Genomic DNA, 13,961 nt, shown 5'->3' with positions numbered 1-13,961 from the left:
AATATTTGCCCAGGGGACTTTTATCATTATCACAGAGCCTAAAATAAACTTTACCTAGGTATTACCATGTAAAATTACAATGAAATTAATAGATTCTTTTGTTCCCCTGACGCACAAAATCCCAATCTTGAGCAACATTAGTACTGACTTTTTTAAGCAAATACGCTAATTCTTTTTGTTCTTTTGTATTCAAACCGGCGAGAGCTTGTTCTTGGGAACGTTTTTCTTCTTGTTGCAGGTATTGGTATAATTTTTGCCCCTTTTGTGTGACAAATAAATGACGAATCTTTTTATTTGAAATAGCTGAACTTTTATATACAAGACCGTCTTGTTCAAGTCGTTTAACTGCTTTTGCAACGGCAGTACGATCGTTTTTTACCAATTTTGCTAAATCGTCGTTAATGATGCCCGGTGTTTCATAAATTCGGTTTAAATAAATATATTGACCTTTATTTAAATTTAGTTCTTTGAACTCAATATTACTAATATAATCTAAGGCACGTGCAATATTACCGATTTCTCTTAAAATTTCTGACATTCGTTTGACTCCTTAGGGTAAATATAGCTTTTATTTTTAAATAGATTTATAATAGCCGGGAGATCTTTTCCTAAAATGACCATTGTTTGATCGGGTCTTCCGGGGGCAAAAACCAGCTTTTCTTGGTCAAGTAATTCTTCATCAATAATGATAGCGACAGACGGGTCATAGCCAAATGGGGAAACAGCTCCGGGTTTTTGTCCAGTTAATTGTTCCATTTCTACAGAATCTACTATTTTGAGACGTTGACCAGTTAGGCGTTGTAATTTTTTAAAATCGGTTTGTTTGGTCATAAAAGTTAAGAAAATGAAATAATGTTGTTTTTTATTTTTTAAAAATAAACTTTTTGTTTCAGTCCCTGAAAAACCTTGTTCAGCTTTTACAACAAGGGCGTCTTCATTTGAAAAAATTTTTCTATGTTGGTATAACTCGTAATAAATATCTGCTTCTTTTAATGATAATGCCAGATTGAACATGTTCTTTTCCCCCTTTTATTATTCTTATTTTACAAATATATTGTTGAATATTCAACAATTATGTTGTACGATTAATTAAAATTAATAAAGGGGGAAGCTGCTGTGGAGCAAAAATTTATCGCTACTTCAGCTTTTTGGGAATTGTTTCCAGAAGCAGAGATTGCTGTTTTATTTGCTGATAATGTTAGTAATCAGAGCTATGGAAAGATACCAAAAGATCTTTTAAAACAAGCGAATGATCATGCTGTGAAATGGGTAGAAGAAGATCCCATTAGTGCTAATCCGGTAATCAAAGATTGGCGCCAAGCTTATCAAAAATTTAAAACGAAAAAAGGAGCCCGTTGTGCAGTTGAAAATCTGTTAAAACGAGCGAAGCAGCAAAAAGGAGTAGGAGCAATTAATCCCATTGTCGATATCTATAATTCCGTGTCGTTAGAGTGGGCTTTTCCTGTTGCAGGAGAAGATCGCGATTTTCTCCAAGGAAATCTAGAACTAACACTTGCAAAAGGCGGGGAAAAATTCGTTCCTATCAGCGAAGATAGCACGGAAGAAGCACTGGCTGGAGAAGTTGTATACAAAGATGCTAAATCGGTGATTAGTCGGTGTTGGGCATGGCGCGATAGCGCTCGGATACAAGTGACAGAAGAAACAAAAAATTTAATTTTCTATATGGAAAATATTAATCCTAAACGCAAAGCAGATCATAATCAGGCTGTTCAACTATTACAAAAACGATTGAAAGACTATTTAGGTATAGAAGCGTCGGCTGTTTTAATTACCAAGGAACGTCCAGAGATTAGTTTTTAGTATTATTTCAGGAAGGAAAAGCATTATGCAAACAAAAATTAAAAAATTTTCAGAATTAACGCTTTTAGAGTACCATCATTTGATGAAAGAACGGGTTGCAGTCTTTGTGGTAGAGCAGTCTTGCCCTTATCAAGAAATTGATGATATTGATTTAGAGTCTTTTCATTTTTGGTTAGAAAATGATAAAAAGGAAATTATTGCTTATGCTCGTATTTATCAAGATGAACAAGCTGTTCATTTTGGGCGAGTGCTTGTAAAAAAAGAAGCACGTAAACATGGATGGGGCAGACAGTTAGTTAAACAAGTGATAGAATGGATTGAACAAGAATTTCCAGGAAAAACGCTTCACATTGAAGCTCAGACTTATTTACAAAATTTTTATGCATCATTTGGTTTACGTATTGTTTCAGAAGAATATTTGGAAGATGGTATCCCCCATATCGATATGGAAAAATAAATGGATGTTGAGCTGATGAATTCATCTATATCAGCGAAATAGACTAGCCAATAGGTAAAAATTTTGTTATAATCAACGCATCTCATATATAATTCATAAAAATTTGAAGATCAAGAAAGTATCTTTTTGGTTGCTTTGAAAAGCGAATTCGGAGTTTGGTGGAAGCCGAAAAAGCATGAAAAGAGAAACGCACTTGTGAAAATTTGCTTAGCAAACGGTATCTGCCGTTATCAGATAAAGTTGGTTTGAAAAATCAAACAACAAGAGTGGTACCGCGGGTAATCTCGTCTCTAGCGTTTAAGATGCTGGAGGCTTTTTTTATGAAAAATAATAATAAAACTTGGAGGTTATGATGAAAAATAAAGAAGTTGTAGCAAAAGCAGTTTTTGATGTAGTAAAAGATGATTTAACCCTCGAACAAGTGGAACGTCTGTTAGAAAATCCCAAGTCAGCAGCACACGGCGATGTTGCTTTTCCAGCGTTTTCTTTAGCTAAAATTTATCGCAAAGCACCTCAACAAATTGCTAGTGAACTAGCTGAAAAAATAGATGATACTTCTTTTGAAAAAATTGAAGTAGTAGGTCCTTATCTAAACTTTTTTATGAATAAGAAGCAAGTTTCGCAAGAAGTATTATCCACAGTGATCGACCAAGGCGAACATTATGGCGATTTTAATCTTGGCAACGACAACAATGTACCTATTGATATGTCTTCCCCAAACATTGCTAAACCTATCTCTATGGGACATCTACGTTCAACAGTTATAGGAAATTCAATCGCTCTTATTTTACAAAAGGTTGGGTATCAACCTGTGAAAATTAACCATTTAGGAGATTGGGGAACGCAATTTGGGAAGTTAATTGTAGCTTATAAAAAATGGGGAACAGAAGAAGAAGTTCGCAATAACCCGATTGGAGAATTATTACGTTTATATGTTGAATTTCATGAAAAAGCTGAAGAAGATCCTTCATTGGAAGAAGAAGGACGAGCTGCTTTTAGACGTCTTGAAAATGGCGAAGAAGAAGCTGTGCGTTTGTGGCAGTGGTTCCGTGCAGAATCATTAAAAGAGTTTGATAAGATTTATAATATGCTGGGAATTACCTTTGACTCTTATAAAGGGGAAGCCTTTTATGAGGACAAAATGGATGAAATTGTTGAGTTACTGGAAGAAAAACATCTATTAAAAGAAGACCAAGGGGCAGAAATTGTTGATTTATCAGCCTACGATCTTAATCCTGCTTTAATTAAAAAACGTGACGGGGGTACGCTTTATATCACGCGTGATATGGCTGCGGCTTTGTATCGTAAACGTACGTATGATTTTGCTAAGTCTTTGTATGTGGTAGGAAATGAACAAAGTTATCATTTTAAACAATTAAAAGCTGTGTTGAAAGAAATGGGATTTGATTGGTCAGACGATATGCATCATATTCCCTTTGGCTTAATCACAAAAGATGGGAAAAAATTATCCACTCGTAAAGGGAAAGTGGTTCTTTTAGAAGAAGTTTTAAACGACGCCATTCAATCAGCACAAGACCAAATTGCTGAAAAAAATCCATCTTTGGAGAACAAAGAAGAAATAGCTAAACAAGTGGGTGTAGGAGCCGTTATTTTCCACGATTTAAAAAATGATCGCTTAAATACATTTGATTTTACTTTAGACGAAGTCGTGCGTTTTGAAGGAGAAACAGGCCCTTATGTACAATATACTTATGCTCGTGCAATGAGCATCTTAAGAAAAGCAAGTTTTATTCCAGATAAAAAGAAAAACTATGCGTTAGATGACGCAGATAGTTGGGAAATTGTCAAATTTATTCAAGGTTATCCTGAAATGGTCTTAGAAGCTGCGGAAAAATATGAACCATCTGTTGTAGCTAAACACGCGATTAGATTAGCTCAAGCTTTTAACAAATATTACGGAAATACTAGAATTTTAGCGGAAGATGATCAGCAAGAAGCTCGTCTAGCTTTAGTACACGTAGTAACTGTCTTGTTAAAAGAAGATTTACATTTATTGGGGTTGCAGGCTCCTGAAAGGATGTAACAACGTGAAGGATAATAAGAATTCGTTTTATATATTCAACTAATGGATTAGGTTATTTAAAAAAGAGTAGACTAAACTTCGTATAGTTATAATAATTGAGTAAAAAACATGGGAGTCGCAAACCACTCCTATGTTTTTTTATTTGGTTTCGAAATTTTTGTGATTTTATTTTATAAGCGTTATTATAACATTGTGAGAATTTTTTATTGCTAGCAATCTAATTATTATAACAAGGAGTCTTTTATTATGGGCAATATATTACTTGGACTTTTACCAGCTTTAATGTGGGGGATTCAGCCCTTAATCTTACAAACAATCGGCGGGAAAACATCAAATCAACAAATGGGTATGTCACTAGGAGCGCTTATCTTTTCAATTGGCGTTTTATTTTTTCACCAACCTGTTTGGTCTTGGCACTTAATTCTTGCATCACTGGTTTGTGGGTTTGCATGGGCTTTTGGTCAAATTACTCAGATTGAAAGTTTCCATATTATTGGCGTTTCAGCTGCAATGCCGATTTCAACCGGCATGCAACTTATCGGAGTAACGCTATTTGGAATTTTTTACTTCCATGAATGGACAAGTACTATGGATTATGTGTACGGAATCAGTGCTTTGATTGTGATTATTGTGGGCGTATTTTTCACTGCTTATAAAGAAGGTGACGATAGTTCCGCTAAGGGGGCAATGCAAAAGGGACTTTTTGTTCTCGTTTTATCAACGATTGGACAAGTGATGTACAATGTCATTCCGCGTATGGCTGATCTGAATGGTTGGGACGTGTTGTTCCCTCAAGGAATAGGTATGGCAATAGGTGCAATGGTCTTTAGTTTCTTCTTTGACAAAAAACCAGAATTATTTAGCAAAAAGTCATTCCAAAATATATTGGCAGGTGCCGCTTTTGCGATAGGAAATATAGGTATTTTACTTTCCAATAAAGCAAACGGCGTTGCGTTAGGTTTTACGTTATCTCAAATGAACGTTATTGTATCTACTATTGGCGGTATTGTATTCCTTAAAGAATCAAGGACTTCAAAAGAATTGAAATTAACGATCGGCGGTTTACTCTTGGTAGCTGCTGGTGGGATTTTAATTGGATTAACGAAATAACAAAAATATGATGTTATAGTAATAGACCAGCACATAAGCAAACTTGCTTACGTGCTGGCTTTTTAATCTTCTGAAATTATTTGTTCACTGTTTTTATTGTGAAGATCATGTTGTAATAGACTTTCATAGAAACAGGGGAGTTCTGGATGTTTTGCTAGTAATTGCTGGTAGTGTGGTAAAAGCTTTGTAAAGCTTTGAATTAATCGTTCAGAGTTTTTCATGATAAAAAATGGGTCGTATGCGACGAAGAGACTACCTGAATAAAAACTACATAAGCTATGTAGACGATGTAGTTTTTGCGCTAAAGTAATGATAGATAATTCACTTAAATTTGTATAAGCATGTAAAGCAAAATTTATAGACTCTGTTAACGAAGAATCTAACCAGATTGTTTCTAATCCGGAGAATTGCCGCCATAAAAATAGCAAACTAGTATCATCGATTTGAAAGGGGATAGGGTAATACGGATTCGTTATTGCTGGTTTTGTTTTTTTTAGTTTAAAACCTTGGCCGATACGATATTGCTGTGTTTCTTCATAGCGATCAAATAAAACTTGGCTATTCCATAAAAGCGGCGGATCATACAATAGAGAAATCAGCAAAGAAAAATAACGGAGTTGTATTTCACTCCCTGTCAGAATAGGCGCGGTTACAAAAGAAATGGATAAACCATAATGCTGTAATAGCGGTTTCATTTTTTGGATACGTCGTTGCATAGTCGCCTTTGAAAGATAGAATTTATTTTTTAAAGATTTAAATGTACAAAAAGGTTGCTCCAAAATTTTTACCAATAATTGGAAAGAAAAACTGCGGTTGAGTAGTACGCTTAAAAACAGTTGGGCACTTTCTTGAGAGTAAATTGCTCGGATCATCTGGTCCTTTATATAAAAAGAAATGCCAGTTGAAAAATTACTGCCCTCTTGCTGCCAAAGGGTAATATAGCGCTTTAATGATTTTGGCTTTAGGTTTAGCTGGTTAGCAGCTTTTTTTAATGAACAAGGATTGTTTTTTTGCAAATATTGAAATAAACGAAAAATAATTTTATCTTGCTTTTCTAATAATATATCAAACATTCGATCACCTCTGAGCGAACGTATCATAATTTTTTCACATGAAAAAATGACAAATTTGTAAAAAAATGTCGTTATTGACATAATTAAAGAGAAACAATAGAAACTTTGGGTGGAAAAATAACGTCACTTGAGGATAAATGGAGAGTTACTTCCTTCTATTGGCAATAGAAAAACAAAGTTATCCACTATTTTTATTAAAATTTTTAGTATGTTATTGCTTTTATTGTCTTATATTTGTCAGTTTATACATAAAACAACTTTTTTTAACAAAATAAGACGTGTTTGCTTAAGTATTTACTATTTTAGATCTGTTTTAACTTTTTTGAAATTTGCTGAATGAGTCAAGCTATATTTATTTTAATTTTTTACTAGAGAAAAGTTTTGCTTTTCTTCTTATCGGCGGTATCATAGGTTTGTAAGGTGAAAATTAGAAAGGAAGAGCTGATGGAAAAGGGAATTGTTTATTTTCTAGTTATTATCTTAGCTAATACTGTAGGAGCCATATCGGGTATGGGCGGTGGAGTAATTATTAAACCAGTACTGGATTTTATTGCAGCAGATTCGGTAGCCGTAGTGTCATTTTATTCTTCAGTGGCTGTATTTGTTATGTCGATTACTTCAACTATGCGACAAGTCAGAGGGGGCATGACGGTTCAAGGCAAGTTTTTGGCTTGGGTTGCTGGTGGTTCGATTTTTGGCGGTTTTTTGGGAAATCATACGTTTGAGTTTTTCTTAAACAATTTTTCCGATGAATGGTTAGTCCAAATGATTCAAATTGGATTGACGATTATTACTTTACTTTTTGCGTTATTTTATAACCATTTTCATTTACGTAAATTTCAACTGACTGGTATTTTTTGGTATTTTATTTGTGGAGGAATTTTAGGCTTTTTATCAAGCTTACTAGGTATCGGTGGTGGACCTATTAATGTTTCGCTTTTGATTTTTATGTTTGGTGTTCCAATCAAAAAAGCAACTGTTTATTCGATTTGTACCATCTTTTTTTCTCAGTTAGCTAAGCTTATGACAATAGCTTTTACTTCTGGTTTTGGTCGTTATGACTTGAGTATGCTTGTTTACGTTGTTTTAGCGGCGGTTATTGGCGGGTTTGTAGGGGCGAAAGTCAGCCAGGTAATTTCTCCTAAGCGAGTTTCTCAAATATTTGAAGCAGTCATTTTGTTAGTATTATTGATTAATTTATACAATGGGTTTTACCTTTTCTTTTAAGTTTGCTTTATTTGAAAATACAAGCCGAATAATTGCATTTCATAAAAAAAAGCATATGATGAAAATGAACAAATTGGTTGTAAGTAAGTGTAGAAACGAGTATACTATATAAGGTTTTTTGCATTTATTTTTTAATATATTAATGATTATCGAAGTATTGGAGGAGTAAAAAATGGATATTGTGACATTAGCTCGTTTCCAATTTGCAATGACAACGATTTTCCACTATTTTTTTGTACCATTTTCAATTGGTGTGGCATTACTTGTTGCAATTATGGAAACAATGTATGTGATAAAAAAAGATGACAGTTACCAAAAAATGGCAAAATTTTGGGGAAATATTTTCTTATTAAGTTTTGCAGTTGGCGTTGTAACGGGGATTATTCAAGAGTTTCAGTTTGGTATGAACTGGTCAGATTATTCGCGTTTTGTTGGAGATATTTTTGGCGCGCCTTTAGCTGTTGAGGCCCTATTGGCCTTTTTCTTAGAGTCAACCTTTTTAGGATTATGGATGTTTACCTGGAAAAGAGTTGGACCGAAATTACATGTTTCTTTCATGTGGCTGGTTACATTTGGGTCGATTCTTTCAGCTTTTTGGATTTTAGTAGCCAATAGTTTTATGCAACATCCCACAGGCTTTACCTTCCGTAACGGTAGAGCAGAAATGAATGACTTTGGTGCCTTGGTCAAAAATCCGCAAGTTTGGTACGAATTCTCGCATGTGATTATGGCCGCTTTCTTGATGGGTGGTATTCTGATAGCTGGAATGTCTGCTTTTCGTTTATTAAAAAAACATACGTTAAGCCAGTTGAGCAATAGTATTTATAAAAAGTCATTGCGTGTGGGGTTATGGGTCGCTTTATTTGGTTCTCTTGGAGTATTAATTGCTGGCGACATGCAAATGCAAGCTTTAGTTGAAGATCAGCCAATGAAATTTGCTGCTACAGAAGGTCTGTATGAAGATTCTGATGATCCGGCTTCATGGACAGTGGTTGCTTGGATGGATGAAGCAAAGCACGAGCGTGTTTTTGGTGTTCATGTGCCTTATGTTTTGAGTATTTTATCTTATCATAGCCTTTCTGGCGGTGTAGAAGGAATGAATTCAATCAATGAAAGCCTGACAACCGAATACGGTGAGGATAATTATTTTCCACCAGTTAACGCCATGTTTTGGAGCTTCCGAATTATGGCTGGATTTGGGATGTTAATGCTGCTAGTTGCTTTGTTAGGACTATTTTTTACTCGCAGGAAAAAACCAACGCTTTATGAAAAACCGTGGATGTTGTGGGTTGTTGGTTTAATGACATTTACTCCTTTTATTGCCAATACCTGTGGTTGGCTAGTGACAGAACTTGGCCGCTATCCTTGGACTGTTTATGGAATGTTTAAAATTCAAGATAGTGTTTCGCCAAACGTTACTCCTGCTTCGCTATTGTTTTCAAATATTGTTTACTTCTTATTATTTGGAGGACTGGCAGTTGTTATGATCTACCTGGTTGTCCGTGAGCTACGTAAAGGTCCTGATGCTCAAGAAGGACAAGAACAAGAAGAGCCTGCGACGGACCCTTTTGACGGAGGTGCTTTCAATGAGTAGTTTACAGTTATTTTGGTTTATTTTAATTGGTGTATTATTTGCTGGTTTTTTCTTTTTAGAAGGCTTTGATTTTGGTGTAGGAATGTCCGTGCAGACTTTAACGAAAAATGACCAAGAAAAAGATCAGGTTGTACAAACGATTGGTCCTGTTTGGGACGGCAATGAAGTTTGGTTAATTTCTGCAGGAGGAGCGATGTTTGCTTCTTTTCCGATGTGGTATGCTTCTTTGTTTAGTGGTTACTATCTGATTTTGTTTACCATTTTGTTTGGATTGATTATCCGTGGCGTTTCATTTGAATTTCGTAGTAATATGCCGGAAGAACGCAAATGGATTTGGAACTGGACTTTATCTATAGGTAGCTTCCTTGTGCCATTTTTCTTTGGTATTTTATTTACCAGTATGATTCAAGGAATGCCTATAGACAGTAATGGAGACATGACAGCTCGCTTCACAGATTATATTAATTTGTTTTCTTTAGTTGGCGGCGTTGCTTTGACGTTGCTCTGTTATCTTCATGGATTGAATTATATTTCCTTAAAAACAACAGGACCTATTCGTAGTCGAGCGAAAAATTACGCGCAAGCTTTGTATTGGGTATTATATGTCGGTCTAGTTGCATTTGCAGTGTTACTTTACTTACAAACAGACTTTTTTGCTTTACATCCAGTTTCTACAATCACTTTATTAGTTGTGATGGTTTTACTAACAGTCATAGCAAATTACTGTTCTTATACAAATAAAGAGTTAACGGCGTTTTTAACTAGTGGCTTTACTTTGATAGCTTTAGTTACGCTTTTATTTACTGGGTTATTTCCACGCGTGTTAATTAGTTCAACAAACGCGACAAACAACTTATTAATCGCTAATGCATCATCATCGCCTTATACACTGAAAATTATGAGCTATACTGCTATTGGGTTGTTACCGTTTATTTTAGCCTATATCGCTTGGACTTACTATATTTTTAGAAAACGGGTCAAACATACTGAGATTGCGGGGTATGGTGAATGATCGATAAAGCCATAATGGTTTTGCCGAATAGTAAAAAAAACATGGGGATGCTTGCAGGACTTGCCGTTTTGCAAGCTCTCTTTATCATCGGCCAAACATACATGCTGGCTGCTGTGATTACGCGCTTATGGAATGGGGAAAAAATCTCTGAACAGTTATTTGCAATTGTGGCTTTTTTTGTTATTTTTTCAGCTCGCCATGGCGTGACTTTTTTACGTGAGAAGTTACTAGATCATTATGCTGCTGAACAGGCTGCTTATTTACGCAAGCAGTTATTAGAAAAAGTCTTTCGAATCGGGCCAAAAATTGTGCAAACACAAGGTTCAGGAAATATGACAACGATGGCCTTAGATGGTATCGAACAAGTAGAAAATTATATTCATTTGATTTTTTCTAAAATGATAAATATGATGGTTATCCCTTGGTTAATTTTAGCGGTGATATTTTACTTAGATATTCAGTCCGGCGTTATATTACTCATCATTTTCCCTTTAATTATTATTTTTATGATTGTTTTAGGTTACGCTGCTCAAGCAAAAGCTGATAAGCAATATAAAGCGTTTCAACTTTTGTCCAATCATTTTATTGATTCCTTACGTGGTCTGGATACGTTGAAAATGTTTGGCTTGAGTAAGAAATATGGAAAGAGTATTTACAATACAAGTGAAAAGTTTCGTAAGTCAACAATGAGTACGTTAAAAATAGGCATTTTATCTACTTTTGCCTTAGACTTTTTTACCACATTGGCTGTAGCTATTGTGGCGGTAATGCTTGGATTGCGTTTAATTAATGGTTTAATTCCGCTTTTCCCAGCTTTATCAGTATTGATATTAGCACCCGAATATTTTCTGCCGGTCAGAGAGTTTTCTAGTGACTACCATGCTACATTAGATGGGAAAAACGCTTTAGGTGCGATCAACGAGGTGCTCAATGAACCAGAAATGAAAAAATCCTCCCTTGATTTGAGAACTTGGGATGAAAATTCTAAGATCACTTTACATGATGTGTCGGTCTCGTATGAAAACAAACCCGTGCTATCGGTTGATTTTTCTGTGCAGGGATTAAAAAAAATCGGCATTATCGGGATGAGTGGCTCTGGAAAATCAACGTTGATTAATACATTGAGTGGTTTTTTACAACCAACTGCGGGAGAAATCGAGTTAAATGGTCAAAAGGCCAACAATCTTGCCTTGGAAGGATGGCAAAAACAATTAACCTATATTCCTCAAGATCCTTATGTTTTTCAATTATCTTTAAAAGAAAATTTAGCATTTTATACACCAGAAGCTTCTGAAGCAGAGATTCTAGAAGCGGTAAGAGTTGCTGGTTTAAGCGAATTGGTGGCTGAATTACCTGAAGGATTAGATACGCAGCTAGGAAGCGGAGCACGTACATTAAGTGGTGGACAAGCGCAGCGAATTGCTTTAGCAAGAGCGTTTTTAGATAAAAAGCGTAAGATTTTAATGTTTGACGAACCAACCGCTCATCTAGACATTGAGACAGAAGTTGAATTAAAAGAAAGAATGTTGCCGTTAATGGAAGATCGTCTGGTTTTTTTCGCTACCCATCGATTGCACTGGATGAGACAGATGGATGAGATTATTGTAATCGATCAAGGTAAAATCGTTGAAACAGGGACTTTAGATGAGTTATTTGCTAAAAAAGGTTATTTTTATCGACTGGCACAACAAATGAGGGGGGAAGAAGATGCATAATATTCCTTTATTCAAGGCTCTAGAAAAAGACAGTTGGATCAGACCCTTTTTAAAACGTTATAAAAAAACGATGATTGCAGCTTTATTTTTGGGGTTTATGACGTTCTTTTGTGCGGGGGCCTTGATGTTTACCTCAGGTTTTTTGATTAGTCGTTCTGCTTCTATTCCAGAAAATATATTACTAGTTTATGTTCCGATTGTTTTAACCCGAGCTTTTGGTATTGGGCGTCCTGTTTTTCGCTATGTGGAACGTTTAGTCAGTCATAATTGGGTTTTGAAAATGACTTCGCAGCTACGTTTAAAATTATATAATACTTTAGAAAAAGACGCGGTCTTTTTTAAAAGACATTATTCTTTAGGCGATGTTTTGGGGTTACTGGCCGAAGATATTAATCATATACAAAATCTTTACTTGCGTACCATCTTTCCGACAATTATTGCTTGGATTTTGTATATTTTTGTGGTTATTGCACTGGGGATATTTTCTATTCCGTTTGCTTGTCTGATGGCTTTAATGCTTTTTAGTATTGCGGTGGTTTTGCCCTTGTGGTCAGTGGTTGTAAATGGTGCACGACAGGAAAAAGAAAAGCAATTAAAAAACGAATTATATTCGGAACTGACGGATAACGTAATTGGTGTTTCCGATTGGATTTTTAGTCAGCGTGGGCATGAATATGTTAACTGGCATGATCAATCAGAGAAAAGTTTGCAAGATACTCAAGCTCATTTACAAAAGTTTAACCGACGGCGTGACTTTTTGTTACAAGTGATTGTTTGTCTTATTGTGATAGCTTTATTATTTTGGACGAGCCAGCAATTTCCTGGAAATCATGGAGGGCCAGCCAATTGGATTGCGGCCTTTGTTTTAAGTGCTCTTCCTTTAGCGGATGCTTTCAGTGGCTTACCTGACGCAGCCCAGGAAACAAATATCTATAAAGATTCTATCAAGCGTTTAAATAACTTGCCGATAATAGAAGATTACTCAACGAAAAAAGTTTTACAAGAACCGTTAGATATTAAAATCGACCACCTTGTTTTTCGTTATGAAAAAAACAGTACAGAGGTATTAAATAACTTGAATCTAACGATTTCTCAAGGCGAAAAATTAGCGGTGCTGGGGCGCAGTGGTTCTGGGAAAAGCACCTTAGTTTCATTGATTCGTGGCGATCTGGTTCCAACTAGTGGAAGTGTTCAATTAGCAGGTGTGGCTACCGAACAGATAGGCGACCGTATTTCCGATTATATCGGTGTGATCCAGCAAGCCCCTTATTTATTTCACACGACGATTTTAAATAATTTACGTATCGGTAATGAACAAGCAGAAATTTCTGAAGTGTGGGAAGTGCTAAGAAGGGTTGGCTTGGAACAGCTGGTAAAAGAATTGCCAGAAGGACTAAACACGATGGTCGATGAAGCAGGCTTACGCTTTTCGGGCGGGGAACGTCACCGTATGGCACTAGCAAGAATTCTATTAAAAGACGTTCCTATTGTCTTGTTGGACGAACCTACTGTTGGTTTAGATCCTATTACAGAACAAGCGTTAATCGACACATTTTTTAAACAACTAAGTGAAAAGACAATCATTTGGGTTACCCATCATCTGCAAGGAATTGACAAGATGCAACGCGTGATATTTATCGAAGACGGTCAATTAGAGATGTCGGGAACTCCAGATGAACTTGCTAAATCTAATTCTCGTTATCGAAAATTAAAAGCCATTGATGAAGGTAACTTCTAAGAGAGATATTATTCCATTTAAGGCCAGAAAGGAGAAGAGCTTCTGGTCTTTTTGTTATTTATTTAAACAATTCTTTTCTAAAGACGGAAAACATAGGAATAGATAAAAACATGAAAAAAATTTCATGTTTTTTTATGTTGACAATCATTTTTCTTTTTGCTAGATTATTT

12 protein-coding genes and 1 other annotated feature are annotated in these 13,961 nt (G+C 35.5%); of the genes, 9 read left to right on the top strand and 3 right to left on the bottom strand.

Annotation, left to right across the window (positions count from 1 at the left end; genetic code table 11):
* Window positions 1–85 precede the first annotated feature (85 nt).
* Window positions 86–538: a MarR family winged helix-turn-helix transcriptional regulator gene (locus tag TS1_RS06565; RefSeq protein WP_068709038.1), complete on the bottom strand. Its 453-nt coding sequence runs from the start codon at window positions 536–538 to the stop codon at window positions 86–88.
* Window positions 523–1,014: a YbaK/EbsC family protein gene (locus tag TS1_RS06560; protein ID WP_068709036.1), complete on the bottom strand. Its 492-nt coding sequence runs from the start codon at window positions 1,012–1,014 to the stop codon at window positions 523–525. The genes TS1_RS06565 and TS1_RS06560 overlap by 16 nt, the downstream gene beginning before the upstream one ends.
* Window positions 1,015–1,116: 102 nt before the next feature.
* Here TS1_RS06560 and TS1_RS06555 point away from each other — a divergent pair, with 102 nt between their 5' ends.
* From TS1_RS06555 to TS1_RS06540, 4 genes are all read left to right on the top strand, one after another.
* The gene (locus TS1_RS06555; RefSeq protein WP_068709034.1) at window positions 1,117–1,821 is read left to right on the top strand and encodes a B3/B4 domain-containing protein; all 705 of its coding nucleotides are present in this window, start codon (window positions 1,117–1,119) and stop codon (window positions 1,819–1,821) included.
* A 25-nt stretch (window positions 1,822–1,846) separates the two neighbouring features.
* Entirely contained in the window at window positions 1,847–2,278 is a 432-nt protein-coding gene (locus TS1_RS06550; protein WP_068709032.1) for a GNAT family N-acetyltransferase, read from the top strand.
* A 97-nt stretch (window positions 2,279–2,375) separates the two neighbouring features.
* Window positions 2,376–2,573 (top strand) — a binding site (T-box leader).
* A 57-nt stretch (window positions 2,574–2,630) separates the two neighbouring features.
* Window positions 2,631–4,322 (top strand): arginine--tRNA ligase, encoded by a 1,692-nt coding sequence (gene argS / locus TS1_RS06545; RefSeq protein WP_068709030.1) that lies wholly within the window; start codon window positions 2,631–2,633, stop codon window positions 4,320–4,322.
* A gap of 246 nt (window positions 4,323–4,568) precedes the next feature.
* Window positions 4,569–5,432, top strand: coding sequence for a GRP family sugar transporter (locus TS1_RS06540; protein WP_068709028.1), 864 nt, complete (start codon window positions 4,569–4,571; stop codon window positions 5,430–5,432).
* A gap of 62 nt (window positions 5,433–5,494) precedes the next feature.
* Here TS1_RS06540 and TS1_RS06535 read toward each other — a convergent pair whose 3' ends face one another.
* Complete coding sequence (locus TS1_RS06535) at window positions 5,495–6,505, bottom strand: helix-turn-helix domain-containing protein (protein ID WP_068709026.1); 1,011 nt, start codon at window positions 6,503–6,505, stop codon at window positions 5,495–5,497.
* 444 nt (window positions 6,506–6,949) lie between these two features.
* Here TS1_RS06535 and TS1_RS06530 point away from each other — a divergent pair, with 444 nt between their 5' ends.
* The 5 genes from TS1_RS06530 to cydC all read left to right on the top strand — a co-directional run bounded on the left by TS1_RS06530 (window position 6,950) and on the right by cydC (window position 13,791).
* Window positions 6,950–7,732 (top strand): sulfite exporter TauE/SafE family protein, encoded by a 783-nt coding sequence (locus tag TS1_RS06530; RefSeq protein WP_068709024.1) that lies wholly within the window; start codon window positions 6,950–6,952, stop codon window positions 7,730–7,732.
* Between the two features lie 172 nt (window positions 7,733–7,904).
* Complete coding sequence (locus tag TS1_RS06525) at window positions 7,905–9,326, top strand: cytochrome ubiquinol oxidase subunit I (protein WP_068709022.1); 1,422 nt, start codon at window positions 7,905–7,907, stop codon at window positions 9,324–9,326.
* Complete coding sequence (gene cydB / locus TS1_RS06520) at window positions 9,319–10,338, top strand: cytochrome d ubiquinol oxidase subunit II (RefSeq protein ID WP_068709020.1); 1,020 nt, start codon at window positions 9,319–9,321, stop codon at window positions 10,336–10,338. The genes TS1_RS06525 and cydB overlap by 8 nt, the downstream gene beginning before the upstream one ends.
* Entirely contained in the window at window positions 10,335–12,053 is a 1,719-nt protein-coding gene (gene cydD / locus TS1_RS06515; protein ID WP_068709018.1) for a thiol reductant ABC exporter subunit CydD, read from the top strand. The genes cydB and cydD overlap by 4 nt, the downstream gene beginning before the upstream one ends.
* Window positions 12,046–13,791 carry a thiol reductant ABC exporter subunit CydC gene (gene cydC, locus TS1_RS06510; RefSeq protein WP_068709016.1) on the top strand — a complete coding sequence of 582 codons (1,746 nt, stop codon included), beginning with the start codon at window positions 12,046–12,048 and terminating at the stop codon, window positions 13,789–13,791. Before cydD ends, cydC begins: the two co-directional genes overlap by 8 nt.
* Window positions 13,792–13,961 lie beyond the last annotated feature (170 nt).

It is taken from the genome of Tetragenococcus solitarius NBRC 100494, assembly GCF_001544195.1.
In the GTDB taxonomy this organism is placed as follows: Bacteria; Bacillota; Bacilli; order Lactobacillales; family Enterococcaceae; genus Tetragenococcus; species Tetragenococcus solitarius.
This window is presented reverse-complemented; position numbering and strand designations above follow the sequence as displayed.